We start from the raw sequence: 26,907 nt of genomic DNA, 5'->3' as shown, positions 1-26,907 counted from the left end.
ACAGGGGGGAGAAAAATGATCCATCACACGGTGGTATTCAGGCTGAAGCACAAGGAAAGCTCGGCCGACGAGGCAAAATTCCTTGCCGACGCGAAACAGCTCGCGGCGATACCCGGCGTCGAAAGATTCGAGCAGTTGCGGCAGGTCAGCCCGAAGAACGACTATCGCTTCGGCTTCTCGATGGAGTTCAGGGACCAGGCCGCTTACTCCCGCTACAACGACCATCCCGACCACGTCGCCTTCGTCCGCGACCGCTGGATCCCGGAGGTCGAGGCCTTTCTCGAGATCGACTACGAACCGCTGACCTAGTCTGCCACCTTCCATTGCTCGCGCGATGCGCTGGCCGGATAGACGCCAAGGATCCGCACCTCGCGCGAGAAGAAGCGCAGCTCGTCAAGCGCAAGCTTCACCAGCGGATCGTCGGGATGACCTTCGATATCGGCGTAGAATAGCGTCGCGGTGAACGCGCCGAGCTGATAGCTCTCCAGCTTGGTCATGTTGATGCCGTTGGTGGCGAAACCGCCCATCGCCTTGTAGAGCGCAGCCGGCACGTTGCGGACGCGGAAGATGAACGTCGTCATCATCTTGGCGACGGCGGAGGGGCGCTCGGCCCATTGCCTGCTCTTGGTCAGCACGACGAAGCGCGTGACGTTGCTGTCGGTGTCCTCGACATTCTCCTCGATGATGTCGAGACCGTAGAGCGTCGAGGCCAGTGCCGGCGCCAGGGCCGCCATGGTCCGGTCCTTCATCTCGGCAACCAGCTTGGCGGCGCCCGCCGTGTCGCCGGCGACTATCGGCTTCCAGCCATTCTTGCGGATGTATTTGCGGCATTGGCCGAGCGCATGGATGTGGCTGTGGACCGTGCGGATTTCTTCCCGTTTCACGTCCGGCAAGACCATCAGCTGGAAATGGATCGGCAGGAAATATTCGCCGACGATGTGCAGCTTCGATTCGGGCAAGAGATGGTGGATGTCGGCAACGCGACCGGCAATCGTGTTCTCGATCGGGATCATGGCGAGGTCGGCCTTGCCGGTCTCGACCGCGTTGAACGCATCCTCGAAGGTCGGGCACGGCAACGGTTGCATCGACGGGAACATGTTGCGGCATGCGGTGTCGGAATTGGCGCCCGGCTCGCCCTGGAAGGATATTCTGTTGGTCTTTTCAGGCATTGTCCAAAATTTCTCGAAGGGCTTCTCAGGTTGAAAGGATGGTTCTGGCGCGTTCGAGGTCTGCCGGCGTGTCGACGCCGAGCGGCGGCGAGCGCACGATCTCGGCGTCGATGCGCATGCCTGCCTCCAGCGCCCGCAACTGCTCCAGCCGTTCGCGCCGTTCCAGCGGCGACGGCTTCAGCTCGACGAAGCGCTCAAGCGCCGAACGGCGATAGGCATAGAGGCCGATATGGTGGTAGAGCGGCCCCTCGCCCCAGGGCGCGGTGGCGCGGGTGAAATAGAGCGCCCTCAGCCGTGTCTCCGACAGCGGCGAACCGACGATCTTGACGACATTCGGATTGGTCTTTTCCTCGTCGCGGACGATCTCGACGCCGAGTGTGGCGATGTCCACCGCCGCATCCTCGAAAGGCTTCAGCGCGGCACCGATGATATCGGGATCGATGGTCGGCAGGTCGCCCTGCACATTGACGATCGTTTCAACCTTGCGCCCGGGGTCGAGCGCCGTCAGCGCCTCGAAGATGCGGTCCGAGCCAGATTCGTGGTCCGGCCGCGTCATTGCCGCCTCGAAACCATGCGCGCGCACCGCTTCGGCCACGCTCTCAGCATCGGTGGCGACCACCACCCGGCCGAGCCCGGACTCGGCGGCGCGGCGGGCGACGTGGACGATCATCGGGGCACCGGCAATGTCGGCCAGTGGCTTGCCCGGCAGGCGGGTAGAGGCCAAGCGGGCCGGGATCAGGATCAGGGTCGACATGAGGACGAAAGGCGTTCGAAAAAGAGGGCGGGAAAAGTGGCAAAAGGTCTCACTGGAAGCGCCCTTATAGGTGTTGCAACGCCTGAGCAAAAGACCTAGTTTCCGCCCCGATTTGATCGGCCCCGCGGGCCCGGTCACGATACCGACGGACGGAGTGGACGGATCGGTCCGCCGGAAAAGGAGCTGGGGCGTATGGACTCTTTCGAAATCAACAAGCTGCTCGCTGGATTTCTTGGAACTGTTTTCATCGTCTTCTCGGTCGGCATCGTGTCCGATGCGCTGTTCCACTCCGCGCAGCCTGAGAAACCCGGTTTCGCCATCGAGGCGGCTGAGGAATCCGCCGAAGGAGGTCCGGCGGCCCCCGCTGCAGAAGCCAAGCCGATCGCCGATCTCCTGGCCAAGGCCAACGTCGAGGCAGGTGCCGCCATCTTCAAGAAATGCCAGGCCTGCCATTCCGGCGAAAAGGGCGGGCCGAACAAGGTCGGCCCCGATCTGTGGGACCTTATCGACCGTCCGGTGGCTGAGCATGAGGGCTTTGCCTATTCGGCCGGCATGAAGGATTTTTCCAAGGGCGGCAGCGAGAAGTGGACCTATGACAATATCAACCAGTTCATCACCTCGCCGAAGAAGTTCGTGAAGGGCACCGCGATGGGCTTCGCTGGTCTGCCGAAGGACGAGGACCGCGCCAACGTCATCGCCTATCTGCGCACGCTGTCGGACAACCCGAAGCCGCTGCCGGCTCCCGGCGCCTCAGCGAGCAATGCGCCGGCCAAGCCGGCCGAGGGTGCGGCGCCAGCCAAATAACGCGATTGTCATGCAAGCACCCCTAAAAAAGCCGGGTTCAGCCCGGCTTTTTTGTTAGGAAAAACGCATATGCGGCGACAAAGCCGATCTGTCGCGGTTTTCACTGGCCTCAAATGATCTAGATTGTCTGCTGACAGCTATTGCGAAGAGGAGAACGCATGACGGTTGGCCGAACGTTTCTCAGGTCGGTGCTGGTTGTGACCGCTCTCGCGGGCGGCGTGGGGTCAGCCTCCGCGGACGAATGGCGCACCACCTCTTCGCTTATCGGCGACTCCAAATACGGCGACAACTTCCAGCACTACGACTATGTCAATCCCAATGCGCCGAAGGGCGGCAGCCTGAACTCGGTGCAACTCGGCACCTTCGACAGCTTCAATCCCTATATCGTGCAGGGATCGCCGGCCGCCGGCTTCACGCCTTTCGGTGGCAGCCTGCTCTACGACACGCTGATGGAGCAGGCGACCGACGAGGGCAGCGTCAGCCATCCACTGATCGCCGACGCCTACAAATATCCGGCCGACTATTCCTCGGCGACCTACCGCCTCGACCCGCGGGCGAAGTGGCATGACGGCCAGCCAATCACCACCGGCGACGTGATCTGGTCGTTCCAGGTGCTGAAGGCCAACAGCCCGATGTACAGCCGCTATTTTGAGAACGTCACCGATGCGGTCGCCATTTCCGACCGCGAGGTCGAGTTCCATTTCAACCAGAAAGGCAACCGGGAGCTACCTAAGATCATCGGCGATCTCGTGGTGCTGCCGAAGCATTGGTGGGAAGGCACCGACGCCAACGGCAAGAAGCGCGACGTGACCAGGCCGACGCTGGAGCCGCCATTGGGCTCCGCCGCCTATAAAATTGCCCGCTTCAAACCGGGTTCGGAAATCGTCTGGCAGCGCGTGCCCGATTACTGGGCAGCCAAGCTGCCGGTGAAGATTGGCCGCGAGAATTTCGACACGCAGCGATTCACCTATATCCTCGACGACAATGCTGCCTGGCAGGCCTTCACCAAGGGCGGGCTGGACGACATCAAGCCGGAGAACAGTTCGAGGCGCTGGAACACGGCCTATGATTTCCCGGCAGTCAAGGCCGGCGACGTCGTCAAGAAGGAATTCAAGACCGCGTCGCCCGAACCGATGCAGGCCTTCATGCTCAACCTTAGGCGCCCGCTGTTCCAGGATCGCCTGGTGCGCGCCGCGCTGACCTTCCCGTTCGACTTCGAGACGATGAACCGAACCCTGTTCTTCGGTTCCAACACCCGGACCAGCAGCTATTTCCAGGGCACTGAACTGGCATCAAGCGGTCTGCCGCAGGGCAAGGAACTGGAAATCCTCGAGCAGTATCGCGACAAGCTGCCGCCCGAACTGTTCACCCAGCAGTTCAAGCTGCCGGTCTACGATTCGCCGCAGGCGGAGCGGAAATTTCTCAAGACGGCAGTCGAGCTCTTTGCCAAGGCCGGCTGGGTGATCAAGGGCGGCAAGATGGTCAATGCCAAGACGGGCGAGCCGTTCAGGTTCGAGATCCTTGGTTGGAACGACACCGACCAGGTCATCGCCAGCCCCTACATCGCCAACCTGCGCAAGATCGGTGTCGAGGCCACACTGCGCCTGATCGACCAGACGCAGTACGTCAACCGCGTCAACAACTTCGATTACGACGTCATTATATCGCAGCTCGGGCAATCGGATTCGCCTGGCAACGAGCAGCGTGACTTCTGGAGCTCGAAGGCCGCCGACACGCCGGGATCGCGCAACTACGCCGGCATCAAGAATCCGGTCGTTGATGCCTTGGTCGACCGCATCATTTTCGCCACCGACCGCGACGATCTTGTCGCCGCAACCCATGCGCTTGACCGGGTGCTGTTGTGGAATTTCTACGTCGTGCCGCAATACTATCGGGCGGTGGTCTGGCTGGCCTACTGGAACAAGTTCGGCATGCCGGAAAAGCAACCGACCTATAGCGGCGTCGATCAGAATTCCTGGTGGATCGACCCGGCTAAGGAAAAGACGCTGGCCGCAAAATACAAGGGGAGCAATTGATGGCGGCACTGCCCCGCCGCGACTTCCTCGCCATCAGCGCGGCGGCGACCGCCGCCGCGCTGATGCCGGGCCAGGCTTTTGCCACCATTCTGACCGGTGAGAAACTGCATGGCCTGTCGGCCTTCGGCGATCTCAGATACGGTCCGGATTTTACGCATTTCGACTATGTCAACGTCGATGCACCAAACGGCGGCAGCTTCAATTTCGCTCCACCCAACTGGGGCTACAATCAGAATCCGCTGACCTTCAACACGCTGAACTCCTTCACGTCCAAGGGCGATGCGCCACCGCGCATGGAGATGTGCTTCGACGCGCTGATGGTCAGGGCGCTGGACGAGCCGGACGCCGTCTACGGCCAGCTCGCCGATGGCGTTACCATTTCGGACGACCGCAATAGTTTTGAGTTCTCGCTGCGGCCGCAAGCACGCTTTCATGACGGCACGCCGCTAACGGCCGAGGACGCCGCCTTCACCTTCAAGCTGTTCAAGGAAAAGGGCCATCCCGACTTCTCGCTGTCCCTGACGCATCTGGACGATGCGGTCGCGGTCGATGCGCGCACGCTGCGACTGAGCTATTCCGGCAAGCAGTCCGCCCGCACCATCCTCAACATCGTCCAGTTCCCGATCGTGTCGAAGGCCTTCTACGAAGCCAATCCGTTCGACTCCTCGCAATTGAACCCACCGCTCGGTTCCGGCCCCTACAAGGTCGGGCGGGTGTCGGCGGGAGCGTGGATCGAATATGAGCGCGTGCCCGATTATTGGGGTCGCGATCTGCCCGTCAATCGCGGCCAGTACAATTTCGAGCGCATCCGCATCGAGTTCTACCAGGACCGTGCGGCCGCCTTCGAAGCCTTCAAGAAAGGTGAGATCGTCTACCGGGAGGAAGCCACCTCGCGCGTCTGGGCGACGGCCTACAACTTTCCGGCGTTCACCGCCGGCAAGGTGGTCAAGCACGAATTCCCCAGCGAGAAATTACCTTCCATGCAAGCCACGGCCGTCAACCAGCGGCGCGAGCACTTTCGCGACGCACGGGTGCGGCAGGCGATCGCGCTCTGCTTCGACTTCGAATGGACGCAGCGCAATTTCTTCTATGGTTCCTATGAGCGCTCGCACTCGTGCTTCGAAAAATCGGACTTTCGCGCCGAAGGGATGCCTTCGCCGGAAGAACTCACCCTGCTGGAGCCGCTGCGCGACCAGCTGCCGGCGGAAGCCTTCGGCAAAGCGGTGGTGCAGCCGGCGTCAGACGGCTCCGGCCGCGACCGCAAACTGCTTGGCAGGGCGGCAAAGCTTCTTAACGAGGTGGGCTGGAAACGGACCGGCGATTTCGCCGTCAACGACAAGGGCGAGCGGCTGTCGGCCGAATTCCTGGTCGACGACGATACGTTCGTGCAGGTCTATTCGCCCTGGGTCGCCAACATGAGGGCCGTCGGTATCGACGCCACCATCCGCCTGGTCGATTCGGCGCAATACCAGCTGCGGCAGTCGACATTCGATTTCGACCTGATATCGGCTGCTTTCTCGTTTTCCGCGACGCCGACCCGCGACGATCTCGAGATCTTCTTCCACTCACACACCGCGACGGTGTCCGGCTCCCGCAACCTGCCGGGGATATCGAACCCCGCCATCGACGCACTGCTCGATGCCGTGGGCGCCGCCAAGGACCGCGAAAGCCTGACCGTTGCGATGCGGGCGCTCGATCGGGCCTTGCGCGCACGGCGCGATTGGATTCCTAGTTGGTTCCTGGCGAATCACCGAAGCGCCTATTGGGACATGTTCGGCTTTCCCGAGCAGAAGCCCGATTTCGGCTTTCCGGTCGAAGCGCTGTGGTGGTTCGACAAGGGCAAGGCGGCAAAAATTGGCAGGGCCTGAAATTATCATTTTCGCAGGGAAGAAGGGCTGATGGGCGCCTATATCCTGCGTCGCATCCTGTTGATGATCCCGACCCTGTTCGGCATCATGGCGATATCTTTCGCCGTCATCCAGTTCGCGCCAGGCGGGCCGGTCGAGCAAGTTATCGCCAAGCTGACAAACCAGAGTGGCAGCGATCGCCTGGGCGGCGGCGGAGGCGATGCCGGCGGCAGCAATCTCGATGTGGCCGGCGACGTCAGTTCGAAGTACCGCGGCGCGCAAGGGCTCGATCCCGAATTCATCAAAAAGCTGGAGAAGCAGTTCGGCTTCGACAAGCCGCCGCTCGAACGCTTCGGCATGATGCTGTGGAACTATAGCCGGTTCGATTTCGGCAACAGCTATTTCCGTGACATCTCGGTGCTCGACCTGATCCTGGAAAAGATGCCGGTGTCGATCTCGATCGGGCTGTGGATCACGCTTCTGTCCTATCTGATCTCGATCCCGCTGGGCATCCGCAAGGCGGTCAAGGACGGCTCGGCATTTGATGTTTGGACCAGCGGCGTCGTCATTGTCGGCTACGCCATTCCGGGCTTCCTATTCGGCATATTGCTGATGATCCTGTTTGCCGGTGGATCATTCTACGACTGGTTTCCGCTGCGCGGCCTCACCTCCGACAATTGGGACCAACTGTCCTGGCTGGCACGGATCGTCGACTATTTCTGGCACATGACCTTGCCGCTGACGGCACTGGTGCTGTCGGCCTTCGCCACCACGACGCTTTTGACCAAGAATTCGTTCCTCGAGGAAATCCGCAAGCAATATGTGGTGACCGCGCGCGCCAAGGGCCTGTCGGAACGGCAGGTGCTTTATGGCCACGTCTTCCGCAACGCCATGCTGATCGTCATCGCCGGCTTTCCCGGCGCCTTCATCTCGGCCTTCTTCACCGGCTCGCTGCTGATCGAGAACATCTTTTCGCTCGACGGCCTCGGCCTGCTCGGCTTCCGGTCGGTGGTCGAGCGCGATTATCCGGTGGTCTTTGCCAATCTCTACATCTTCTCGCTGCTTGGCCTGTTCGTCGGCCTGTTGTCCGACCTGATCTACACCTGGGTCGACCCGCGCATCGACTTCGAGCGGAGAGACGTCTGATGGCGCAGGCCGCGGTCGAAACGCCGGCTCGGATCGCCCGGCCATGGCTGTCGCCGCTCAACCAGCGCCGGCTGCAGAATTTCAGGTCAAACCGTCGCGGCTACTGGTCGTTATGGATCTTCCTTTTCCTGTTCGTGCTGTCGCTGTTTTCCGAACTGATCGCCAACGACAAGCCGATCATCGCCTCCTACAAGGGCGAGATCCTGTTTCCGGTGCTGGTTGCCTATCCGGAGGAGAAGTTCGGCGGCTTCTATGCGGTCACCGACTATCGCGACCCGGTCATCCAGGACGAGATCAACGCCAATGGCTGGATGATCTGGCCGCCGATCCGCTACTCATACCAGACGGTCAACAACGCCATTCCCGAGGCCGCCCCGACCAAGCCGTCCTGGCTCTATGACAAGAAGACCCGCTGCAACCAGTATCCGCAAAAGGAGGCCGATCCCAACTGCATCGTCGGCAACTGGAACTGGCTGGGCACCGACGACCAGGCGCGCGACGTGCTGGCGCGCGTCATCTACGGGTTCAGGATCTCGGTGCTGTTCGGCCTGATCCTTACCGCCGGCTCGGCACTGATCGGCGTCACCGCAGGCGCATTGCAGGGCTATTTCGGCGGCTGGACCGACCTTCTGTTCCAGCGTTTCATCGAGATCTGGTCGGCGATCCCGGTGCTCTATCTTTTGTTGATCATCGCCGCCATCTTGCCGCCGGGCTTCTTCATCCTGCTCGGGCTGATGCTGTTGTTCTCCTGGGTGGCGCTGGTCGGCGTGGTCAGGGCCGAGTTCCTGCGCGCCCGCAACTTCGAATATGTCAACGCCGCCCGCGCGCTGGGCGTGCCCAACCGCACCATCATGTTCCGGCACCTCTTGCCCAACGCCATGGTGGCGACGCTGACCTTCATGCCCTTCCTGCTCAGCGGCTCGATCTCGACGCTGACCTCGCTCGATTATCTCGGCTTTGGCCTGCCGCCCGGCTCGGCGTCGCTCGGTGAACTCCTGAAGCAGGCCCAGCGCAACCTCAACGCGCCGTGGCTTGGCATTTCCGGCTTCGTCGTCATCTCGCTGATGCTGTCCCTGCTGGTCTTCGTCGGCGAGGCAACCCGCGACGCCTTCGATCCGCGCAAGACGTTCAGATGAGCCAAACCCCTCTCCTTTCCGTCCGCGATCTCAGCGTCGCCTTCGCGCAAGGCGGCAGCCAGTCGATGGCCGTCGACCACATCTCCTTCGACCTCGCCAAGGGCGAGACGGTGGCGCTGGTCGGCGAATCCGGCTCCGGCAAGTCGGTCACGGCGCTGTCAGTGCTGAAGCTGTTGCCCTATCCGACCGCCAGCCACCCGTCGGGAAAGATCCTGTTCCAGGGCGCCGACCTGCTGGCCACGGATGAGAAGCAATTGCGCCGCGTGCGCGGCAACAACATCACCATGATCTTCCAGGAGCCGATGACCTCGCTCAATCCGCTGCACACGATCGAGCAGCAGATCGTCGAGGTGCTGAAGCTGCACCAGGGCATGGGTGATCGAAAGGCACGCGCTCGGACGCTGGAATTGCTCAACGAGGTCGGCATCCGCGAGCCGCAGAAACGTCTCGACGCCTATCCGCACCAGCTTTCCGGCGGCCAGCGCCAGCGCGTCATGATCGCCATGGCGCTGGCCAACGAGCCGGACCTGCTGATCGCCGACGAGCCGACTACGGCGCTCGACGTCACCGTGCAGGCGCAGATCCTCGAACTGCTCGCGGGCTTGAAGAGCAGCAAGAACATGTCGATGCTGTTCATCACCCACGATCTCGGCATCGTCAGGAAGATCGCCGACCGGGTCTGCGTGATGACCAAGGGCAAGATCGTCGAGACCGGTGCGACCAGGGACATCTTCGCCAATCCGCAGCATGCCTATACGCGGCATCTGCTGGCCGCCGAACCGAAGGGCAAGCCGCCAGCCGCCAACGCTGCCGCCAAGCCTGTCATGACCGGCCGGGACATAAAGGTCTGGTTTCCGATCAAGAAGGGGTTTTTCCGGCGCACGGTCGACAATGTGAAGGCCGTCGACGGCCTCGACGTCACCGTGCGCGCCGGCCAGACGCTCGGCGTCGTCGGCGAATCCGGCTCGGGCAAGACGACGCTCGGCCTGGCGCTGGCCAGGATGATCTCGTCGACCGGAACCATTCAGTTCAACGGACGCGACATCAACCAGCTCTCCTTCAACGCCATGCGGCCGTTGCGGCGCGAGTTGCAGATCGTCTTCCAGGATCCGTTCGGATCACTCAGCCCGCGCATGTCGGTGTCGGAGATCATCGAGGAAGGGCTGAAGATCCACGAGCCGAAGCTGTCGCCCGACCAGCGTGACGAGCGCGTCGTCGACGTCTTGAAGGAGGTCGGGCTCGATCCCACGACGCGCAACCGCTATCCGCACGAATTCTCCGGCGGCCAGCGGCAGCGCATCGCCATCGCACGCGCCATGGTGCTCAATCCGCGCTTCGTCATGCTGGACGAACCCACCTCGGCGCTCGACATGAGCGTGCAGGCACAGGTTGTCGACCTGTTACGCAGCCTGCAGGCGAAGCATGACCTCGCTTATCTGTTCATCAGCCATGACCTGAAAGTCATCCGCGCACTTGCCAATGACGTTATCGTCATGCGCAATGGCAAGATCGTCGAAGCCGGCCCTTCCGAACAGATTTTTGCCAGCCCGCAAACCGACTATACTCGGGCGCTGATCTCGGCAGCCTTCAAGATCGAGACGGCACCGGTCGGCATCGTCAGCGAATAACAATAAGCCGCAATGACAAGGCCTCGAACAACAGGTCCGGAATAACAGGGAAGAAGAATCCGCAATGGAAAAAGGCCGCATCCTGCTCGCCGTCACGGGCTTTCATCCGCAACGCTGGCGCGAACTGCTGTCGGCGGAGCGGGAGGTGGTGCTCGAGCCTGACAGCGCCAGCGATCCGTCGATCACCTACGCGGTGGTGTGGAAGCAGCGGCCGAACCTTCTGTCGTCGCTACCCAATCTGCGCGCCATCTTTTCGATTGGCGCCGGCGTCGATCATATCTTCGCCGATCCCGGCCTGCCCGACGTGCCGATCGTCAAGGTCGTCGCCGACAATCTCACTCAGTACATGACCGAATATGTCGTCTGGCGGGTGCTCGATCACCATCGCCAGGGCATGCTCTACCGGGCGCAACAGCAAAAGAAGATCTGGCACGAGCCGCAGCAACGGCCGGCAGGCGACATCTCCGTCGGCATCATGGGCCTCGGCAACCTCGGCCGCGCGGCGACGTCTGTGCTGTTGGCGCTCGGCTTTCCGGTCAATGGCTGGTCACGCACCGACCGGCCGATGAAAGGTGTTTCCACCTATTCGGGAGAGGCCGGCCTGGTCCCGTTCCTCAATGCCACCGACATCCTTGTGGTACTTTTGCCGCTCACCCCCGAGACGCACGGCATCATCAATTATGGTGTGCTTAAGCAACTGCGGAAGCGCAACGGCCTTGGCGGCTCGGTGCTGATCAATGCCGGGCGCGGCCGCCTGCAGAAGGATGCCGACATCGTGCGTGCACTGAAAGACGGCACGCTGAAGGAGGCGAGCCTCGACGTGTTCGAGGTCGAGCCGCTGCCGAAGACCAGCCCGCTGTGGGGCCATCCGAAGGTGTTCGTGACACCGCACGCGGCGGCAACCTCGGATCCGGTTCATCTGGTGCCGATAATGCTTCGGCAGATGGACGCCTACGAGCGCGGCGAGAAGCTTGAGAACCTGGTTGACCGCAAGGCAGGTTATTAACTGGGCAGAGCAAGCTTGTTCTGCTTGGCCGGCTTGCCGCATTCGCGGCGGGTAATGGACCGGTTCATGGCGTCTATCTTGCCGCTTGCCTGATCGGCATCGCGCTTGGCCTTGGAGCGCATGTCGGGCGTGAACGGGCCGAATCCCATCGCCGGGTTGGAGAAGGACGGCTTGGCGTCCACCGACAAATGGTATTGCTGCGCCAGTCCGTTTCGTTGCGCCAGCAATTGATCGCAAGGCACGCTGTCGTATTGCAGGGAGGACTGGACGTTCGCGTCCTGCTGTTCGGACATCGAGTTGCCGACGCAACCCGCCACTGCCAGGCAGGATGCCAAAACCATCAGGTCCCAGCGCATGGGACATGCTCCATGTCGTTGCCCAGCCTTTGCCAAATGACACCAGTCGAGCATGCGAAATTCTCCGAAAACCGGTTTCCACTTTTCGGGATGATGGTCTAGTCACATTCTCGAACAGTCGGAGACGTCAAGTGTTGGAAGACAGGCTTGCCACCACAACCAGCCCTTCGACAGGCTGATGACGATCCTGCCGGATAACACTCGTTTCCAATGACAGGATCGAAAAGCCGTTGGCGGCCAGGACGCGCCTGATGTAGCTTTGCGAATGCGCATAGCGGCGTGACGGCTGCAGCGCGAAGTCACCGCTGCCGGCCAACTCTCCAGCAGCCAACTTCTCGGCGGAAAACGCAAACAGGCCGTCGCCGGCAAGCATCCCGGCAACCGTCCTCACCACGGCTTCGAGCGCGCCGACATAGATGAACACGTCGGCCATCGTCACCAGATCGGCTTTGCGGCCGGCATAGGCAAGGTCCTGCAGGTCCGCCTTGACGAGGAGATCGTAGACGCCTTTGGCCCGCGCCTTTCTCAGCATGCTGGCCGAGATGTCGTAGCCCTCCAGCCGATCGGCGATCGGCCGCAACCTTTGCCCCATCAGGCCAGTGCCGCAGCCGAGATCGAGCACAAGGGGAAAGCGGCCCGGCCTTGCCGCTCGAATGGCCTGATCGAGAAATTCAGGCAAGCGGTAGCCGAGCTTGTCGACCAGCGATTGCTCGAAGCTCTCGGCATAGTGGTCGAACAGCGTCTCGACGAAGGCGCTTGGCGGTGCAGCGGCAACCGGTGCCTTGCCGATCAATTGCAGCTTCAGCGCAGCGCCAAGCCGATCCGCCGATCCAGCTTCAACACCGTCCTCCAGGCCTGCGCCGCCAGATCCGGCGCGCCCGCCGCCTCCTGCATCTCGCCGACACGGAACCAGCCCGTCGCCCACTGCGGCGCCAGTTCCAGCGCGCCAAGCAGCAACTCCGCCGCGGCCGCATGATCGCCAAAGGCATGCAGCATTTCGGCATAGTCGGCACGGCGGTCGGCGTTCAAATCGCCGGACGAGGCCTGAAGCGGTTTCATGGTGATTGTCCTGCCAGCGTATGCAGCCGGCATCCCTTGTCTATGCTGGAGTCAGCAGTCACTTGCAACAGGCTTCCCGCGCCGCAATTAGCGACTATCTTGGAGCGATGCGCGCCAGCGACCTGCTCCATCCCCGCCCGGAGGGCCTCTACTGCCCACCCGGCGATTTCTTCATCGACCCGGTACGGCCGGTCAGCCGGGCGCTGATCACGCACGGTCATTCCGACCATGCCCGTTCCGGCCATCGCTCGGTGTTGGCCACCCAGCAGACGCTTGATATCATGGGGCTGCGCTATGGCGAGGGCTTTGCCGGCACGACGCAGGCGGCAGTGCTTGGCGAAGCGATTGCGCTGAACGGCGTCTCCGTCACCTTTCATCCTGCCGGGCATGTGCTGGGCTCGGCGCAGATCGCCGTCGAGCATCAGGGCACGTGCATTGTTGCGTCCGGCGACTACAAGCGCCAGGGGGATGCCACTTGCGAGCCGTTCGAACCGATCAAATGCGACGTGTTCATCACCGAGGCGACCTTCGGCCTGCCGGTGTTCCGCCATCCACCCGACACCGAAGAGATCGGTCGCCTGCTGAAATCCGCCGCCCAGTTTCCTGAGCGCTCGCATCTGATCGGCGCCTATGCGCTCGGCAAGGCGCAGCGGGTTATGCGCCTGCTGCGCGATGCCGGCTACGACAGACCGATCTACATCCATGGCGCGCTGGCCAAGCTCAGCGACTACTACCAGAGCCAGGGCATTGACCTCGGGATGCTCGAACCGGCGACAGTCGAGAGCAGCGGCAAGGACGACTTCACCGGCGCCATCGTCGTCGGCCCACCATCTGCCTTCGCCGACCGCTGGGCGCGGCGCTTTCCCGATCCGATCTCGTGCTTCGCGTCAGGCTGGATGCGTATCCGCCAGCGCGCCAAGCAAGGCGGTGTCGAGCTGCCGCTGATCATTTCCGACCACGCCGACTGGGATGAGCTGACCGCCACGATCAAAGAGACCGGCGCTGAAGAAATCTGGGTGACGCATGGCCGCGAGGAAGCGCTGGTGCGCTGGTGCGAGCTCGAAGGCATTGCCGCGCGACCGCTGCACCTCGTCGGCTATGAGGACGAGGGCGATTGAGGATGATGGCGATCTTCGACATAGCGCTCCACGGCGCCTCCCTCTGGCCTGCCGGGACAGAGGGGGGCACGACGAAACGCAAGCCCGCGCGGCTCGCACCGTCATGAACCGTTTCGCCGAGCTTCTCGACCGCCTGGTGCTGACGCCGTCGCGCAACGGCAAGCTGACGCTCTTAACCGACTATTTTCGCAGCGTCGAGGATCCGGATCGCGGCCTGGCGCTGGCCGCCATCACCGGCGACCTTTCCATCGCGGCGGTCAAGCCGGCGATGCTGCGCACGCTGGTCATCGAGCGCATGGACCCGGTGCTGTTCCGCTATTCCTACGACTATGTCGGCGACCTGGCGGAAACCGTGTCGCTGGTCTGGCCACAATCTTCGGCGGATATCCCGAACCATGCGCCGACACTCGCCGAGGTGGTGGCAAAACTGCAGGCGGCGAGCCGTTCCGACGGGCCGAAAGTGCTGGCCAGGCTGCTCGACAGCGCCAGCATCTCGGCGCGTTTCGCCATCATCAAGCTAGTCACCGGCGGCCTGCGCATCGGCGTCTCGGCACGGCTGGCCAAGCAGGCGCTGGCCGACCTCGGCGGGGTCGACATAACCGAGATCGAGGAGCTGTGGCACGGGCTGGCGCCACCATATACCGAGCTGTTCGCCTGGCTGGAAGGCAAGGCCGAGAAACCCAGAAAGACGGCGTTGGCGCTGTTCCGGCCTGTGATGCTGTCGACCCCGGTCGGTGACGGCGATCTCGAAAAGCTCGATCCGGCAGATTACGCAGCCGAGTGGAAATGGGACGGCATCCGCGTCCAGGCGGTTTGCGAAGGCGGCGTTCGCCGGCTCTATTCGCGCACCGGCGACGACGTCTCCGGCGCCTTTCCCGACTTCGGCGAAGCGATGAATTTTTCCGCCACCCTCGACGGCGAGCTTCTGGTCGGCGATCCCTTGCAGGCGACCGGCACGTTCTCGGACCTGCAGCAACGGCTGAACCGCAAGAGCGTGACGCCGAAGATCCAGCAGCAATACCCGGCGTTCATGCGCTGCTACGATGTGCTGCAGATCGGCGACGAGGACTTGCGGCCGCTCTGCTTCCGCGAGCGGCGCGGCCGCCTCGAAGCCTTCGTGAAGAGCCTCGACCCGAGCCGCTTCGATCTTTCGCCGCTGGTCGAGTTCACCGACTGGCAGGCGCTGGAGGAATTGCGCCGCAAGCCGCTGCATCCGGTCATCGAAGGCGTGATGCTGAAGCGCTGGGATTCGCCCTATCTTGCCGGCCGGCCGAAAGGCCCATGGTTCAAGTGGAAGCGCGATCCGCATACGGTCGACGCCGTGCTGATGTATGCCCAGCGCGGCCACGGCAAGCGCTCGAGCTTCTATTCGGACTACACGTTTGGCGTCTGGTCAGGCCCGGAAGGCTCCGAGGAACTGGTGCCGGTCGGAAAGGCCTATTTCGGCTTCACCGATGAGGAACTCAGGCAGATCGACAAATATGTCCGCGACAACACAATCGAGCGTTTCGGCCCGGTCCGCTCGGTACGGGCCGATCGCGAGGCCGGGCTGGTGCTGGAGGTGGCGTTCGAAGGGCTCAACCGCTCGACACGGCACAAATCGGGCGTTGCCATGCGCTTTCCGCGTATTTCGCGGCTGCGCTGGGACAAGCCGGCAGCCGAAGCCGACCGCATCGAGACGCTGCAGGCGCTGCTCGACAGCTAGATATCGGCACGAGATATTACTGGATTATCGCGAGGTATTACTGGGCGATCGAGACGCGGATTTCGTAGATGTCGACCGACTTACCCTGCTTGTCGAAGTCGGAATTGATGGCGATGGTGCCAGCAGCACCCGGATGCTTGTCCGGAAACTGCACGTCGAACAAATATTCGTTGTGCTCATGGCCGACCGCATAGCGCTTGCGGCCGCAATCGCCGAGTTCGCCGAAATTGCAGTCGACCGAAATCTGCGTCTCCTTGCCCTCCTCGGAGCGGGCGACAATGTCGAACACGGCATGTTTGCCGGCAAGCTTCTCAAGCACGCCTTGCCCGACATCGAAGGCGATGGCCGAGCCGGAAGCGCCGGAGCGGATGCGCAGGAACGACCCGGTGTCGTCTTGCATCACGTCGGCCTTGGCATCGGAGGGCGTACTGACATGCGTCGGGTCGCTCGGCGCAAACACGTTGATCCAGTCACGTTCGGCCTCGCCGGGCTTTAGCGGCGAGGCCGTGTCATCGGGCGGCGAGAAGTCGTCATCATCGACCGCTGGAGGCGTTTGCGGTGGGGACGTATCGAGCTGCGCCGGCGACTTGAAGACGCCGGTTTGCTTGGCGAAATACAGGCCGATGCCGGCAGCGGCGAGCAGCGTCACGCCAAGGAAGATCGCGGTCAACGGCAGCCGCCGCCCTCTCACCCGCCTTTCGTCGCGGTCGGGCGTCACCTCGTCGTCGTTGCCACCCGTCGAGGCGGAAGCCGGCATGTCGATGGGCGGTGCACCGGGAAGAACCGCCTCGGGCATGATGTCGGGGACGACCGGCAGCACGCGTGACCGGGGCGCATCGAATGACTTGTCGGATTCAGGTCGCTGCGCCGGCCTGTCGACCTCGAGCGACGGAGTGGTTTCCTCAGGCGGATTTGTCGGGTGCTCGACCGCAGGCGCCGCGGCGACCTCGGGCGACGGCGCGGTTTCCTCAGGTGTCGGGTGCTCCACCGCTGGCGCCGTGGCGACATTGTCCGTCTGCGGCGCAGCGTCGGGAACCGCGGGCAGGAATTCGGATTCGATTTCCGCGATCTTCGCCTGCACTGCCTTGCGGCGCTTGATGGCGACTTCGACCGTCACGTTCGGATTGGCCTGGAGCACACGGTCCAGCGCGGCGAAGGCCGATCGATAGACCCGCTCGCGAAACGCGCGGTCGTCGGCATTGCCCTTCTCGAAGGCGTTCCGGATCGCTTTTTCGATCGCGTCCAAAGCGAATTCCCTCTGCACGTGCGCTCACATTGACATGATCGTTAGCCGTAGGCGACCAATCAATCAACGGGCGGGCAGCCGCATTCTGCCCTGCCGACGCCTCCAGAGCTCATTTCGGAGGTTTTTCTACAAGGAAATCAATATATTTTGCGGGTTTTCCCGGCTGCGATCACGAGCGCCGTGCCCAGGCAGTCACCCGCGCGACCGAAGGGCGGGTCGGTGCAGCGGCCATTTTGGGCTGGCAATTGGGCGCCGATACGAATTGACAAGCGCTATCTTGAATTCACGGCTGGCCATCTTGAATTCGTAACGGGTTGAGGCTATCACCCAGCGCATCTTGGAGGCTCCGGCTTCCCGGGCCGCTTTAGCTCAGTTGGTAGAGCACATCATTCGTAATGATGGGGTCAGGTGTTCGAGTCACCTAAGCGGCACCAGCTATTTTCACCGATCAGCGTGATGAACTTGATGAAACAGCGCTGTCGCCCAGCGTCGCCACAGTCTTCAGCGCGCCGTCCAGCATGTCGCCGTTCTCGTCCTTGAGCGCCGCTTCGCGCAGGCGCCTGATCCAGTCGGCGGCGTCGTCGCGGCCCTTGAGCAGATCGAGCGCCGACAACACCCTGTCGAATTTCGACTGCGCGCGGGCGTGGGTGTCGCTGTAGCCCCTGATCAGGCGGCCTTCTTCTTCGCCAGCCTTGCCTTGATGCTGGCGACGTCGGCGCGCGGCGTCGCTGCGAACAGCGTCTTGGTATAGCTGTGCTTGGGGTCGGCAAAGACCTCATCACGCGAGCCGTATTCGACCGCCTCGCCGAAATACATCACCATCACGTCGTCGGCGATGTAGCGCACCACCGACAGATCGTGGCTGATGAAGACATAGGTCAGTTTGAACTCGTCCTGCAGGTCGGCCAGCAGGTTGAGCACCTGCGCCTGCACCGAGAGATCGAGTGCCGAGACCGGCTCGTCCAGCACCAGCAGGCTCGGATTGAGCATCAGCGCGCGGGCGATGGCGATGCGCTGGCGCTGGCCGCCCGAGAACATGTGCGGGTAGCGGTTGTAGTGCTCCGGTCCGAGTCCGACCTTCTTCAGCATCTTCATTGCGAGGTCGCGCCGTTCGTCGGCCGGCCTGTCGGTATTGATCAGCAGCGGCTCACCCAGCACGTCGCCGATCTTCTGGCGCGGGTTGAGCGAACCATAGGGATTCTGGAAGACGATCTGCACCTTGCGGCGCATCTCCTTCGACAGCCCATGCTTGGCGATGTCGACCTTGTGACCGTCGATGAAAAGCTCGCCGGAAGTAGCCGGGTCGATCAGGGTGATGATGCGGGCGAGCGTTGACTTGCCGCAGCCGCTTTCGCCGACGATGGCCAGCGTCTTGCCTTTCTCGACGCTGAACGAGACGCCCTTGACCGCATGCACGGTGCGGGAGGGACGAAACAGGCCGCCGCCGACATGGTAGTCGCGAACGATGTTCTTGCCTTCGAGAACCGCAGGACTCATGACGTGGCTCCCGATGCAGACCCGATTCCTGTTGCAGAGGGGGCCGGTTCGAACAGCATGTCGGAGACGGTCGGCAGCCGGTCGCCGACGGCGTTTTCCGGCAGCGCCGACAGGAGCGCGCGCGTGTAGTTGCTCTTCGGCGATTCAAACAGCGACAGGACGTCGGCCTCTTCCATCTTGCGGCCCTTGTACTGGACGATGACGCGGTCGGCGGTCTCGGCCACCACGCCCATATTGTGGGTGATCATGATCAGCCCCATGCCGTATTTGGCCTGCAGGGAGACCAGCAGGTCAAGGATCTGCTTCTGGATGGTGACGTCGAGCGCGGTGGTCGGCTCGTCGGCGATCAAAAGCTTCGGATTGCAGGCTATGGCGATGGCGATCATGACGCGCTGGCACTGGCCGCCCGACATCTGGTGCGGGAATGAGTTCAGCCGCTCTTCCGGGTCGGCAATGCCGACCAGCGTCATCAGTTCGATGGCGCGGGCCCGGCGCTGGGCGCGGTCCATCCCCATATGGAAGCGCAGCACCTCCTCGATCTGGAAGCCGGCGGTGAAGCAGGGATTGAGGCTGGCGATCGGCTCCTGGAAGATCATCGAGATGTCCTTGCCGACGATCTTGCGCCGCTCGGACGGGCCGAGCTTCAAGAGGTCGATGCCGTCGAAGGCCATGCGGTCGGCCTTCACCGTTGCCGTGTTGGGCAAAAGCCCCATCACAGCCAGCATCGCCACCGATTTGCCGGAGCCGGATTCGCCGACGATGGCCAGCACCTCGCGCGGCTCGATCGACAGGTCGATGCCTTGCACGGCCATGAACGGTCCGGCCGCGGTGTCGAAGGAAACGGTAAGGTTCCTGATCTCGAGCAGAGGCATGACTCAAGACCTCTTCAGCTTGGGGTCGAAGGCGTCGCGAAGGCCATCGCCGATCAGGTTGATGGCAAGCACCGTGATCAGGATGGCAAGGCCGGGGAAGGTCACCACCCATGGCGCGCGCAAGATGAATTCGCGCGCCGTAGCGAGCATGGTGCCCCATTCCGGCGTCGGCGGCTGTGCGCCGACGCCGAGGAAGCCGAGAGCCGCCGCCTCGAGAATGGCATTGGAGAAGGACAGCGTCGCCTGCACGATCAGCGGCGCCACGCAATTGGGCAAGATCGTCACCAGCATCAGCCTGATGTGGCTGGCACCGGCAACCTTGGCCGAGATCACATATTCACGGTTCTTTTCCGCCATTACCGCCGCGCGGGTGAGCCGCGCGAAATGCGGCTGCAGCACCAGCGCAATCGCCAGCATGGCGTTGAACAGGCCGGGTCCCAGGATCGCCACCAGCACCAGCGCCAGCAGCAGCGACGGGAAGGCCAGGATGATGTCCATGACGCGCATGATCAGCGTATCGAGCCAGCCGCGGAAATAGCCGGCGAGCACGCCGAGGACGATGCCGCTGGTCAGCGAGAAAACGACAACGACCAGGCCGATGAACAGCGAAAAACGCGCCCCGAAAATCAGCCGCGAAAGCATGTCGCGACCGACCGCGTCGGTGCCCAGCAGGAACATCGATTTGCCACCCTCCTGCCAGGCCGGGGGCGCCAGCAGCGCATCGCGAAACTGTTCGTCTGGCGAATGCGGCGCCACCAGCGGCGCGAAAATCGCCACCAGCACCAAGGCCAAGAACACAAGCAGGCCGATGACGGCGCCGGTGTTCATCGAGTAGTAGTGCCAGAATTCAGCAACGGCCCGTTGCCGGCCGCCGGTCGGAATGGATGCGGCGGTGGCTTCGGCAGTGGTTTGGTCGGTCATCTCACTGCGCCCGGATGCGTGGGTTGATGACGGCATAGAGTACGTCGACGATCAGGTTCACCGCCATGACGATCAGCGCGATAATCAGCAACCCGCTCTGGACGACGACATAGTCGCGCTTGCCGATCGCATCGATCATCCATTTGCCGATACCGGGCCAGGAAAAGATCGTTTCGGTGAGGATGGCGCCCGCCATCAGTGTGCCGACTTGCAGACCAATGGTGGTGACGACGGGGATCAGCGCGTTGCGAAAGGCGTGGAGCCCGATGACGCGGCGCGGCGCCAGACCCTTGGCGCGCGCGGTGCGCACATAGTCCTCGCCCAGCACCTCCAGCATCGCTGACCGCGTCTGGCGCGCTATGACGGCGAGCGGGATCGTCGCCAGCACGATCGCCGGCAGGATCAGATGGCTGGCGGCAGACCTGAAAGCACCGCTCTTGCCGGAGATCAGGCTGTCGATCAGCATGAACCCGGTCGTCGGCCTGAAGAAATATTGAAGGCCGATGCGGCCGGAAACGGGCGTCCAGCCGAGATAGCCGGAGAAAAAGATGATGAGCAGCAACCCCCACCAGAAGATCGGCATCGAATAGCCGGTCAGCGCCACGCCCATCGTCGCCTGGTCGAACCATGATCCGCGCTTGACCGCGGCGAAGATGCCGGCGGGAATGCCGATCAGGACGGCGATGATCAATGCGATCGTGGCCAGTTCCAACGTCGCCGGAAACAGTGCCTGGAATTCGCCGAACACCGGCCGCTTGGTGGCGATCGATATGCCGAAGTCGCCGGTCAGGACCCTGCCGATATACTCCAGATACTGGATGACATAAGGCCGGTTGTAGCCAAATTGCTCGATAAGCTGCGCGTAGCGCTCGGGGCTGACGCCGCGCTCTCCGGCCAATGCCAGGATCGGATCGCCCGGCAGAAGCCGAACGAAAGCGAACGCCGCCAGCGATATGCCGAATACGGTCGGGATGATCAGTGCGAGCTTGTGGAGGAGATAGCGGAGCATCTTACTTAATAGAACGGCGGCGCTGGAAGTCCAGCGCCGCCGCTCGATTTCGCTGACTTATTCGGTAACGTCGACGCCGTCAAACCGATGAATGCCGAGCGGGTCCATGACGAAGCCCACAACCTTCTTGTTCATCGGCATGAAGACCTTGGAGTGGGCGATGGTCAGCCACGGAGCCTCACGCTTGAACACGACCTGGGCTTCCTCGTAGATCTTGGTGCGCTCAGCCACATCCGTGGTCGCCTTGCCTTTCTTCAGCAGGTCCTCGAACTCCTTGTTGCACCAGATCGCATAGTTGGACTGGCCGATGGCATCGCAGCCGAGCAGGAAGAGGAAGTTGTCCGGATCGCCGTTGTCACCGGTCCAGCCCAGCTGGAAGGCGCCGTCGCGGTCCTTGGCCTTGCCGCGGGTGCGGTACTCGGTCCATTCGTAGCTGACGATCTCGGCCTTGACGCCGACGGCGGCGTAGTCGGCCTGGATCAACTCGGCGACGCGCTGGGCGTTCGGGTTGTATGGACGGCTGACGGGCATTGCCCAGATCTTCATCGACAGGTCCTTGACGCCCGCTTCAGCCAGCATCTTCTTGGCTGCCTCGGGATCATAGGGGTCGTCCTTGATGTCCTTGTTATAGGACCACATGGTCGGCGGGATCGGGTTGATCGCCACCTGGCCCGCGCCCTGATAGACCGCGTCGATGATCGCCTTCTTGTTGACCGCCATGTTGAGGGCCTTGCGGACCTCGACCTTGTCGAAGGGCGGCTGGGTCGTGTTGTAGGCCAGGTAGCCGATGTTCAGGCCTTCCTGCTCGTCGACCTTGAGGTTGGTGTCGGCCTGCAGGCCGGCAATGTCGGCCGGCGCCGGATACGACATGATATCGCACTCGCCTGCCTTCAGCTTCTGCGCGCGCACGGCCGGATCGGGCGTGATTGCGAAGATCAGGTCGTCGATCTTCTGGCGGCCGCCATAGTAGCCGTCCCATGCCGCATAGCGGATGACCGCGTCGACCTGGTAGTCGACGAACTGGTACGGACCAGTGCCGATCGGCTTCTGGGTAAACTGCTGCCTGGTGCCAGCCTTGTCGAGCTGCTCGGCATATTCCTTGGAGACGATCGACGAGAAATCCATGCCGAGGTCCGGCAGGAAAGCGACTTCAGGCTTGTTGAGCACGAATTTCACCGTCAGGTCGTCGACCTTGACGATTTCCTTCAGAAGATCAGGGAAGCCCATGCCGGTGAAATATTCCCAGCCGGTGCCTTCCAGATAGCTGAACCACGGGTTTTCCTTCTTCCACTGGCGTTCGAAGGAAAAGATCACGTCGTCGGCGTTGAGATCGCGCGTCGGGGTGAAATAGTCGGTGGTCTGGAATTTCACGCCCGGCCGAAGCTTGAACGTATATTCGAGACCGTCGTCGGAAACCGTCCAGCTCTCGGCCAGGCCGGGCGAGATGGTGGTCTTGCCATGCTCGAACTCGACCAGACGCGAATAGATGGTGCGCGCCGAGGCGTCAAAGTCGTTGCCACCGCTCCACGGCGACGGGTCGAAGCCGGCCGGCGACGCCTCCGAGCAATAGACCAGTTGCTTCGCATTGGCCATGCCGCCGAGGACGCTTGCAGCCAGCAACGCGGCTGCAAAAGTCAGTTTCTTTTTCATTGAGCACTCCCTGATGTTCTTCCAAGCCCCTCTATCAGGCTCGCGAAGCGCGCATATAAGCACCGTTTTTCTGGCTTTGGAACACCTCGTTTGCCTACCCCATGGTAAGCAGAAAAAAATTCCACCATACGATAAATCATAGAAAAAACTGGCAGATTCCGCCGATCACGACATTATTAACGAGCTTATTTTTTTATTGATTAGGATAGGGCCAACAGCGGCGAATAGCGACTTTCGGTTCGCCGCAAGCGCCGAGGGACGCCGGCCCGGACGTGCCGCGACACGAACGAATTTTGGCGGCAGATCTTTCCCGTTCTGCCGCAGGAGCAAGACTTGCACGGCCGCCGATAGTCGCAATACATAGACGGCAAGCTGGATTTCTTGGGGATCCGCGACGTAGCGGCGGAGGACGCCTCCGGCATTCGGAGGCGACGCGGCACGAGACGTGCAAAGACAATAAGAACGACCAAGGGAGGGACAGATGGCAAAAGCAGCAAAGACAACGGCCTCGGCGAAGGCAAAAGCCAGGACCGCTTCAAAACCGGCCGCCGGCAAGCCAAAAGCACCGTCCGTCAAAGTCGCTGCCGCGGCCAAGCCGAAGGCCACCGCGCTCACGAAGGCAAGTGCAAAGCCCGCAGCGAAAGCTGCGGTCAAACCCGCGGCTGGAAAGGCTGCCAAGCCTGCGGCCGGAAAGACAGCGCCCGTCGCAAAGTCCGCCGCTGCCAAGCCAGCGCTTGCCACCGGACAGCCGCAAAAGCCATGGCTCAAGAGCTACCCGAAAGTCGTTCCGGCCGAGATCGGCGCCCTGCCCTACAATTCCATCGGCGACTTTCTTATCGCCGCCTGCCAGAAGTTTGCCGGCCAGCCGGCCTTCATCTGCATGGGCAAGTCGATCACCTACGCCGAGCTCGAGCGGCAATCGGCGGCCTTCGGCGCCTATCTTCAATCGAAGGGGCTGCAGAAGGGCGCACGTGTCGCGCTGATGATGCCGAACGTGCTGCAATATCCGGTGGCGATGATGGCCATCTTGCGCGCCGGTTATACGGTGGTGAACATCAACCCGCTCTACACGCCGCGCGAGCTGGAGCACCAACTCAAGGATTCCGGCGCGCAGGCAATCGTCATCCTTGAAAATTTCGCCAACACGCTGCAGGCGGCGATCGCCAGGACGGCGGTCAAGCATGTCGTGGTCGCCACGATGGGTGACATGCTCGGCGGCCTGAAGGGAGCGATCGTCAACCTGGTCGTGCGCCGCGTGAAGAAGATGGTGCCGGCCTGGTCGCTGCCCGGCCACGTCAAGTTCAATGCGGCATTGAAGGCCGGTGCCGGAATGGACTTCAAGCCCGCCAAGGTCGCCGCCGACGATATCGCCTTCCTGCAATATACGGGCGGCACCACCGGCGTCTCCAAGGGCGCTACGCTGCTGCACAGCAATGTGCTGGCCAATGTCGCCCAGAACGCGCTCTGGATCGAAGACGCCTACACGATCAAGCCGAAACCGGCGCACCCCAACTTCATCTGCGCGCTGCCGCTCTACCATATCTTCGCGCTGACGGTGAACGCGCTGATGGGCATGCAGCAAGGTGCCCAGAACGTGCTCATTCCCAACCCGCGCGACATTCCCGGCTTCGTCAAAGAGCTGAAGAAGTATCCGATCCACATCTTTCCGGGTCTCAACACGCTGTTCAATGCACTGCTCAACAATGAGGAGTTCCGCAAGCTCGATTTCAAACCGCTGATCCTGACGCTGGGCGGCGGCATGGCGGTGCAGAAGGGCGTTGCCGAGCGCTGGAAGGCGCTGACCGGCTGTCCGGTCACCGAGGGCTACGGGCTTTCGGAAACCTCGCCGGTGGCGACCGCCAACAAGTTCAGCGACGGCGACTTCACCGGCACGATCGGCCTGCCGCTGCCTTCGACCGAGATCGTCATCCGCGATGAGGACGGCAACGATTTGCCTCTCGGCGAGGTCGGAGAGATCTGCATCCGCGGACCGCAGGTGATGGCCGGCTACTGGAACCGGCCGGACGAGACCGCCAAGGTGATGACCGAGGACGGCTTCTTCAAATCGGGCGACATGGGCTTCATGGACGAGCGCGGCTACACCAAGATTGTCGACCGCAAGAAGGACATGATCCTGGTATCCGGCTTCAACGTCTATCCGAACGAACTCGAGGAAGTCGTGGCCCAGCATCCGGGCGTGCTCGAAGTGGCGGCGATCGGCGTACCGGACGAACATTCGGGCGAGGTGCCGAAACTGTTCGTCGTCAAGAAGGACCAGGCACTGACCGCGGAAATGCTGACCGCCTATTGCCGCGACAACCTGACCGGTTACAAGCGGCCCAAATATATCGAATTCCGGACCGAACTGCCGAAGACGCCGGTAGGCAAGATCCTGCGGCGGGCGTTGCGGGGATAGGCACAGCTTTGGGCGATTGCCTTGCCGGCGACGACGCCGTGGACATACGTTCGCATCCCGACCCGGCAGCGTTCATCAGGGTGAACATGCGCGTCACCGCTGTTCCTGAGCTTTCCAAAATCCGGCTTTACACCGCCCATCCTGGAAGTGGCCTGCGGCGGCTTATCGAGTGGACCGAAAACGAAGTCGAGGTAGACGACTTGGCCGAGCCTGACGAGGACGCGCCGGAAATGCAGCCGCCCTACTGGGCCTATGCCTGGGCCGGCGGCGCCGTGCTCGCCCGCTACATCCTCGACCGACCGGAGACGGTGGCGGGTCGCCGCGTGCTCGACCTCGGTGCCGGTTCGGGCATTGTCGGCATCGCCGCGGCAAAGGCCGGGGCACGCGAAGTGATCGCAGCCGAGATCGACCGCAATGGCGTTGCAGCACTTGGCCTCAATGCAGCGGCGAACGGCGTCGCGATCACGGTGACCGGCGAGGACGTCACCGCCGGTCCGCCACCGGCGGTCGACCTGGTGATGGCCGGCGACCTGTTTTACGCCTACGACGTAGCCGAGCGCGTCACACCCTTTCTTGACCGTTGCCTGGCTGCCGGCATCGGCGTGCTCATCGGCGATCCGGGCCGCGCCTGGCTGCCGCGGTCGCGGCTTCGCATGCTGGCCGAATACAAGGTGCCGGATTTCGGCGAAGGCCGGGGCACTGCGATGAAACCCAGCAGCGTTTTCTCGTTCGAGCCGGAGGGCGTTTAGCCGACGCGCGAAGGATGCGCGTCGCTGTCCGCGCCGAGCGAATGCCGCGCGCATGCGTGCTTAGGTCGTCTCCTTGACCCTGGCCGCCAGAAAGTCCGGCAGGTCGGCAACCGAATCGAGAACGACGTCGGCGATCTGCGACAGCGATTCACGCGTGCCGGTGCCAGAGAGAACGCCGATCGCCAGTCCGCAGCCGCCGGCCCGCGCCATCTCCAGGTCGTGGCGGTTGTCGCCGACCATGGCGATCGCCGCCGGCTTCAGGCCAGTCAAGTCGGAGAAGGCGAGGATCGTATCCGGCGCCGGTTTGGGATTGGCGACCGCATCATAACCATAGGCCGCGTCAAAAAGCTGGGCGACGCCGAGCGTCATCAGGGTCTTCTCAGCACCGCTGGTCGAATCGTTGGTGGCGACGCCGAGCCGGTAGGATCTCTTGTGAAGCAGGCCAAGCGTCTCGACCACGCCGGGCAGCGCCACTGCCATCGCCGATCCCTGCACCGAGGTGATCTCGTTGAAGCGGGCGACGGCAAGCATCTGGTCTTCGTCGGACAAGCGCGGAAACCACAGCTCGACAACATCCATGTTGGTGCCCGAGGCAAAGATCGAATCGGGCTTGAAGCGCTTGGTGGCGAAGTCGAAGCCCGCAGCCGCAAGCAGCCTGTCGGCCTTCCAGCGATCGCCCTCGGACGCATCCATCGCCATGAAATCGGCGACGCCGAGCCAAGTGGCGTTGAAGTCGACAAGCGTGCCGTCCTTGTCGAACAATATTCCCTTGATATCCAAGCC

Annotated in this window: 22 protein-coding genes, 1 tRNA gene and 2 pseudogenes; 13 read left to right on the top strand and 12 right to left on the bottom strand. The window is 62.5% G+C overall.

Annotated elements, in window-relative coordinates:
• Window positions 1–15 precede the first annotated feature (15 nt).
• Window positions 16–309 carry a Dabb family protein gene (locus tag EN859_RS07175; RefSeq protein WP_127852809.1) on the top strand — a complete coding sequence of 98 codons (294 nt, stop codon included), beginning with the start codon at window positions 16–18 and terminating at the stop codon, window positions 307–309.
• On the opposite strand, the gene EN859_RS07170 is transcribed toward EN859_RS07175, so the two are convergent.
• Both EN859_RS07170 and EN859_RS07165 read right to left on the bottom strand, forming a co-directional pair.
• Window positions 306–1,169 carry a prephenate dehydratase gene (locus tag EN859_RS07170; RefSeq protein WP_127852810.1) on the bottom strand — a complete coding sequence of 288 codons (864 nt, stop codon included), beginning with the start codon at window positions 1,167–1,169 and terminating at the stop codon, window positions 306–308. The genes EN859_RS07175 and EN859_RS07170 overlap by 4 nt on opposite strands.
• A 25-nt stretch (window positions 1,170–1,194) precedes the next feature.
• Entirely contained in the window at window positions 1,195–1,923 is a 729-nt protein-coding gene (locus EN859_RS07165; protein ID WP_127852811.1) for a 3-deoxy-manno-octulosonate cytidylyltransferase, read from the bottom strand.
• A gap of 192 nt (window positions 1,924–2,115) precedes the next feature.
• Here EN859_RS07165 and EN859_RS07160 point away from each other — a divergent pair, with 192 nt between their 5' ends.
• The 7 genes from EN859_RS07160 (at window position 2,116) to EN859_RS07130 (ending at window position 11,526) form a co-directional block, all read left to right on the top strand.
• Window positions 2,116–2,727 (top strand): cytochrome c family protein, encoded by a 612-nt coding sequence (locus EN859_RS07160; RefSeq protein ID WP_127852812.1) that lies wholly within the window; start codon window positions 2,116–2,118, stop codon window positions 2,725–2,727.
• Window positions 2,728–2,885: 158 nt separating this feature from the next.
• Window positions 2,886–4,763, top strand: coding sequence for an extracellular solute-binding protein (locus EN859_RS07155; RefSeq protein ID WP_127852813.1), 1,878 nt, complete (start codon window positions 2,886–2,888; stop codon window positions 4,761–4,763).
• Complete coding sequence (locus EN859_RS07150; protein ID WP_127852814.1) at window positions 4,763–6,631, top strand: extracellular solute-binding protein; 1,869 nt, start codon at window positions 4,763–4,765, stop codon at window positions 6,629–6,631. Before EN859_RS07155 ends, EN859_RS07150 begins: the two co-directional genes overlap by 1 nt.
• A gap of 30 nt (window positions 6,632–6,661) precedes the next feature.
• Window positions 6,662–7,756 carry a microcin C ABC transporter permease YejB gene (locus tag EN859_RS07145; protein WP_127852815.1) on the top strand — a complete coding sequence of 365 codons (1,095 nt, stop codon included), beginning with the start codon at window positions 6,662–6,664 and terminating at the stop codon, window positions 7,754–7,756.
• Complete coding sequence (locus tag EN859_RS07140; RefSeq protein ID WP_127852816.1) at window positions 7,756–8,892, top strand: ABC transporter permease; 1,137 nt, start codon at window positions 7,756–7,758, stop codon at window positions 8,890–8,892. The genes EN859_RS07145 and EN859_RS07140 overlap by 1 nt, the downstream gene beginning before the upstream one ends.
• Window positions 8,889–10,520, top strand: a complete 1,632-nt coding sequence (locus tag EN859_RS07135) for an ABC transporter ATP-binding protein (RefSeq protein ID WP_127852817.1) — start codon at window positions 8,889–8,891, stop codon at window positions 10,518–10,520. The genes EN859_RS07140 and EN859_RS07135 overlap by 4 nt, the downstream gene beginning before the upstream one ends.
• A 64-nt stretch (window positions 10,521–10,584) precedes the next feature.
• Window positions 10,585–11,526: a glyoxylate/hydroxypyruvate reductase A gene (locus EN859_RS07130; protein WP_127852818.1), complete on the top strand. Its 942-nt coding sequence runs from the start codon at window positions 10,585–10,587 to the stop codon at window positions 11,524–11,526.
• On the opposite strand, the gene EN859_RS07125 is transcribed toward EN859_RS07130, so the two are convergent.
• Together EN859_RS07125 and EN859_RS07120 are read right to left on the bottom strand one after the other, a co-directional pair.
• Window positions 11,523–11,882, bottom strand: coding sequence for a hypothetical protein (locus EN859_RS07125; protein ID WP_127852819.1), 360 nt, complete (start codon window positions 11,880–11,882; stop codon window positions 11,523–11,525). The two genes, EN859_RS07130 and EN859_RS07125, sit on opposite strands and share 4 nt — an antisense overlap.
• Window positions 11,883–12,009: 127 nt before the next feature.
• Window positions 12,010–12,941 (bottom strand): annotated as a pseudogene (locus EN859_RS07120) (methyltransferase domain-containing protein).
• A 107-nt stretch (window positions 12,942–13,048) separates the two neighbouring features.
• Here EN859_RS07120 and EN859_RS07115 point away from each other — a divergent pair.
• Together EN859_RS07115 and EN859_RS07110 are read left to right on the top strand one after the other, a co-directional pair.
• A complete protein-coding gene (locus tag EN859_RS07115) occupies window positions 13,049–14,059 on the top strand; it encodes a ligase-associated DNA damage response exonuclease (protein ID WP_127852883.1) in 1,011 nt (336 codons plus the stop codon).
• Between the two features lie 103 nt (window positions 14,060–14,162).
• The gene (locus tag EN859_RS07110) at window positions 14,163–15,764 is read left to right on the top strand and encodes a cisplatin damage response ATP-dependent DNA ligase (RefSeq protein ID WP_127852820.1); all 1,602 of its coding nucleotides are present in this window, start codon (window positions 14,163–14,165) and stop codon (window positions 15,762–15,764) included.
• 37 nt (window positions 15,765–15,801) lie between these two features.
• Here EN859_RS07110 and EN859_RS07105 read toward each other — a convergent pair whose 3' ends face one another.
• Complete coding sequence (locus tag EN859_RS07105; RefSeq protein ID WP_127852821.1) at window positions 15,802–17,010, bottom strand: hypothetical protein; 1,209 nt, start codon at window positions 17,008–17,010, stop codon at window positions 15,802–15,804.
• A 358-nt stretch (window positions 17,011–17,368) separates the two neighbouring features.
• Between EN859_RS07105 and EN859_RS07100 the strand changes: the two genes are divergently transcribed.
• Window positions 17,369–17,444, top strand: a tRNA-Thr gene (locus EN859_RS07100).
• Between the two features lie 14 nt (window positions 17,445–17,458).
• On the opposite strand, the pseudogene EN859_RS07095 reads toward EN859_RS07100, so the two are convergent.
• The 6 genes and pseudogenes from EN859_RS07095 to EN859_RS07070 all read right to left on the bottom strand — a co-directional run.
• A pseudogene (locus tag EN859_RS07095) lies at window positions 17,459–17,683 on the bottom strand (hypothetical protein); the annotation flags it as partial.
• Window positions 17,677–18,507, bottom strand: coding sequence for a dipeptide ABC transporter ATP-binding protein (locus tag EN859_RS07090; RefSeq protein WP_127852822.1), 831 nt, complete (start codon window positions 18,505–18,507; stop codon window positions 17,677–17,679). The pseudogene EN859_RS07095 and the gene EN859_RS07090, both read right to left, overlap by 7 nt.
• Window positions 18,504–19,379, bottom strand: a complete 876-nt coding sequence (locus EN859_RS07085) for an ABC transporter ATP-binding protein (RefSeq protein WP_127852823.1) — start codon at window positions 19,377–19,379, stop codon at window positions 18,504–18,506. The genes EN859_RS07090 and EN859_RS07085 overlap by 4 nt, the downstream gene beginning before the upstream one ends.
• Window positions 19,380–19,382: 3 nt before the next feature.
• Window positions 19,383–20,300, bottom strand: a complete 918-nt coding sequence (locus EN859_RS07080; RefSeq protein WP_127852824.1) for an ABC transporter permease subunit — start codon at window positions 20,298–20,300, stop codon at window positions 19,383–19,385.
• 1 nt (window position 20,301) lies between these two features.
• Entirely contained in the window at window positions 20,302–21,309 is a 1,008-nt protein-coding gene (locus EN859_RS07075) for an ABC transporter permease subunit (RefSeq protein ID WP_127852825.1), read from the bottom strand.
• Window positions 21,310–21,366: 57 nt separating this feature from the next.
• Window positions 21,367–22,959 (bottom strand): ABC transporter substrate-binding protein, encoded by a 1,593-nt coding sequence (locus tag EN859_RS07070; protein WP_127852826.1) that lies wholly within the window; start codon window positions 22,957–22,959, stop codon window positions 21,367–21,369.
• Window positions 22,960–23,440: 481 nt separating this feature from the next.
• On the opposite strand from EN859_RS07070, the gene EN859_RS07065 reads away from it, so the two are divergent.
• Window positions 23,441–25,375, top strand: a complete 1,935-nt coding sequence (locus tag EN859_RS07065; RefSeq protein WP_127852827.1) for a long-chain fatty acid--CoA ligase — start codon at window positions 23,441–23,443, stop codon at window positions 25,373–25,375.
• Window positions 25,376–25,461: 86 nt separating this feature from the next.
• Entirely contained in the window at window positions 25,462–26,124 is a 663-nt protein-coding gene (locus tag EN859_RS07060) for a 50S ribosomal protein L11 methyltransferase (protein WP_127852884.1), read from the top strand.
• Window positions 26,125–26,184: 60 nt separating this feature from the next.
• On the opposite strand, the gene EN859_RS07055 is transcribed toward EN859_RS07060, so the two are convergent.
• Window positions 26,185–26,904 carry an HAD family hydrolase gene (locus EN859_RS07055; RefSeq protein WP_127852828.1) on the bottom strand — a complete coding sequence of 240 codons (720 nt, stop codon included), beginning with the start codon at window positions 26,902–26,904 and terminating at the stop codon, window positions 26,185–26,187.
• Window positions 26,905–26,907 lie beyond the last annotated feature (3 nt).

The organism is Mesorhizobium sp. M00.F.Ca.ET.216.01.1.1 (assembly GCF_004010325.2).
In the GTDB taxonomy this organism is placed as follows: Bacteria; Pseudomonadota; Alphaproteobacteria; order Rhizobiales; family Rhizobiaceae; genus Mesorhizobium.
This window is presented reverse-complemented; position numbering and strand designations above follow the sequence as displayed.